This window comes from Isoptericola sp. NPDC057191, from assembly GCF_042670225.1.
GTDB lineage: Bacteria > Actinomycetota > Actinomycetes > Actinomycetales > Cellulomonadaceae > Isoptericola.
The window spans coordinates 1-3,036 of sequence record NZ_JBHUWC010000286.1 but is presented as its reverse complement, the minus strand read 5'-3'; the positions used below and the strand labels follow the sequence as shown (position 1 = coordinate 3,036).

At 74.3% G+C, this 3,036-nt stretch carries 1 protein-coding gene; it reads right to left on the bottom strand.

The window, feature by feature from the left end; all coding sequences use genetic code 11:
- Window positions 1–25: 25 nt before the first annotated feature.
- Complete coding sequence (locus tag ACFT55_RS19830; RefSeq protein WP_380245571.1) at window positions 26–2,836, bottom strand: ExeM/NucH family extracellular endonuclease; 2,811 nt, start codon at window positions 2,834–2,836, stop codon at window positions 26–28.
- Between the last annotated feature and the right edge of the window lie 200 nt (window positions 2,837–3,036).

The window sequence follows — 3,036 nt, the reverse complement described above, 5'->3', positions numbered from 1 at the left end:
GGCACGGCCGGCGCCGTGCGTGCGGTCAGACGGTCCCGAGGTCCTTCCAGGGACCCCACGGCGACGCCCCGGGCTCGTCGTGCCGGGAGTACCACTTCGCCACCCAGCGGTGCCCGTCGTGGACGACGACGTCGCCCTTGCCGTACACCCAGGTGTCCGTCCAGGCCGGGAACGTCCCCGCGGCGGTCACGACGGGGGCACCGATCTCGGCCCACGGCCCGTACGGCGACGCCCCGGGCCGGTCGCCGCGCGACCACCACAGCGCCTCGAACAGACCGCCCTCGAAGACGACGCGGTCGCCCTTCGTGTAGGTGGCCTTCGCGGACCACGCGGGCGCGGCCGGCGCGAGGTCGAGCCCCACCAGCAGCGGGTCGTGGTCCGACGACCGGAACGGCGTCTCGTCGTACAGGATGGTCGCGTTGTAGTTGTAGCGGCTGTACTCGTTCGCCACGGGCTCGTAGGCGTTGATGTTCCAGATGTCCGTGCCGGTCACCCGGTCGACCAGCCCGGGCGAGGCGAGCGCGTGGTCGAGCGAGCCGACCGCGCCGTCGAACGCGTAGGTGTACTCCCCGGTGGTCGGCCCGAGGTCGGTGTAGCCCGCGTCGGTGAGGACCACGACCGGGTCCTCCTGCTCGTACGAGTTGAGGTCCCCCACGAGCAGCACGGCGTCCGTGCCGGCGTCGGCGGCCACGTCGTCGGCGAACGCGACCAGCGCCGTCGCCTGCCGCACCCGCGACTCGTTCGACGCACCCTGCCCGTCGCCGCTGTCCGCGTCGCCGGGCCACGGTCCGGCCGACCCCTTCGACTTGAAGTGGTTCGTGATGACCACCACGTCGTCGCCCGGGTCGGCGGCGACCCCGCCGGCGGGCTGGAACACCTGCGCGAGCGGCTGGCGCGCGTTGCCGAACGCCTCCGGGTCGTCGAGGATCCGCGACGAGCCCACGGGCTCCGCGCCCGCCGTGCGGTAGACGAACGCGGTGCGGATCACGTCCTCGGACCCGGGGAGGTCCGCCGGGGACGCGACGTACGCCCAGGTGCCCGCGCCGTCGTGCGCGTTCAGCGCGTCGACGAGGTCGGACAGCGCCTGGTCACGGTCCTTGCCGAAGGTCGCGGAGTTCTCGATCTCCTCCAGCGCGACGACGTCGGCCCCGAGCGCCGAGATCGCGGCGACGATCTTGGTCTGCTGCCGCTGCAGGTCGTCTGCCTGCGCGGCACCACGGGCGGCGCACCCGTCGCGCACCGTGACCGGGTCGCCGGCACGGTCGGTGTAGTAGCGGCACCCGGTGAGCTGGTCGCCCGTGGTGGTGAAGTAGTTGAGCACGTTGAACGTGCCCACCTGGAGCGTGCCGCCCACGTGCTCGGGCGTCGCCTCGCGCGTGTTCTCGAACGTGGCCGGCTGGACGTCGGCGGCCACGTCGGGCGTGAGGCGGTGCTGCGGCTGCAGCCCCCAGGCGTCGAAGCGGAAGTCGAGGACGACCGGCCGCGTGAACGTCACGGCGGCGCCGACGCGGACCGGCTTCCCGCCCGTCAGCCAGGGCAGCGGCTGCGCGGAGTTCGCGGCCGAGCCGTAGTTGGTCGACGCGCCGTCGTCGAGCAGGAGCGCCCGCGCCGCGTTGTCCTCGGCCTGCTCCTTCGCCTCGACCGAGCCGGGACGGCCGACGGACGTCGGCTGGACCAGCGGAGAGCTGCCGGCGGCGAGCCCGATGGTGCCGTAGAAGTTGGTGTCGTAGTTGTCCGTGACGGTGAAGTCGCCCTGGGGTGCGAGCAGCATGCCCTCGAGCGCCTCCCGCCCGGCGTCGGTCGCCGGCCAGGTCGTGGCGAGCGGCTCGACCGTGCCGGGCTCGTCGAGCACGGTCCACGCGTCGGCGGTGACCTCCGTCAGGCCGGAGTGCTCGCTGACCGGACCCGTGACCTCGACGTGGTCACCGACCTCCAGCTCCTGCGCGGCGGCTCGCGAGTAGACGAAGACGGCGTCCGACGCTCCGGGCGTCGCGTCGTCGGCCGGGTCGCCACCGGTGCCCGCGGTCTGCAGGTAGAGCCCGTCGAACCCGCCGGTGGGGTACGTGGCGGTGACGACCCCGGTGGTCGTCACGGTCTTCCCGGCCAGCGGGGACGTCGCGCCGGTGCCCTGGATCTCCGCGATCGTCGCGTCCTCACCGGCGCCCGGGTCGGTGCCGGGGTCGGTGCCGCTCGCGACCGGCGTCGGCGTGCCGGTCGCGAAGTCGGCGGCGTTGTCGGCCGAGTTCGCGTGGGCGCGGCGCGCGACGGACGTGGCGTTCGTCGTGGCGGGCGCCGGTGCGGAGCCCGCGAAGGCGTTCGCCGACGCACCCCAGCCCACGAGGTCGACCACGTCGGCGGACGTCGCGCAGGCCGCGCCGGTGCAGGACAGCCGGTCGGTGCTGCGGACGAGCGCGACCTTGGCGCCCGTGCCCGACATGGCGATCGTGCCGGTCGCGTCGGGCGTGGGCAGCGCCGGCAGCGAGGTGTTCGCGCCGAGCCCCTCCGCGACGAGGTAGGACCCGCCGGCGGGGATCTGTCCCTGCAGGGCGGTCTGCGCGCCGTTGGCCCAGGTGCCGGTGGCCGACGCGTACTGGACCGTCCAGCCGTCGAGCGACACGGGCTGGTCCGTCGGGTTGTACAGCTCGACGAAGTCCTGGTTGAACGCGGCGCCGCTGTTGCCGCCTCCCCCGTACACCTCGTCGATGACGACGGGGGCGTCGGGCGAGACGGCGGCGGCTGCCGGGACGGCGAGGGCGGCCCCGACGGGCAGGAGGAGCGCGGCCGCGGTGGCGGCCGCGAGCGGTCCTCGGTGTCGGGCGGGTGGGGTACGGCTCACGATGGCTCCTTCGCGGCGGACGTGGGTGACGTCACTTCAGCAGACCCGCGTGAACCGCTGTTGAACCCGAGGTCACCGGACGTCGTCGTCCACTGGCCCGGCGCGTGCCTGCCCGGTGCCGCAGACCGTAGCGGACCCCGCCGACACCCGCCCGCTGCCGACGTCGATCGGCAGTGCGGCAGGTGTGCGGCACCTGCAGG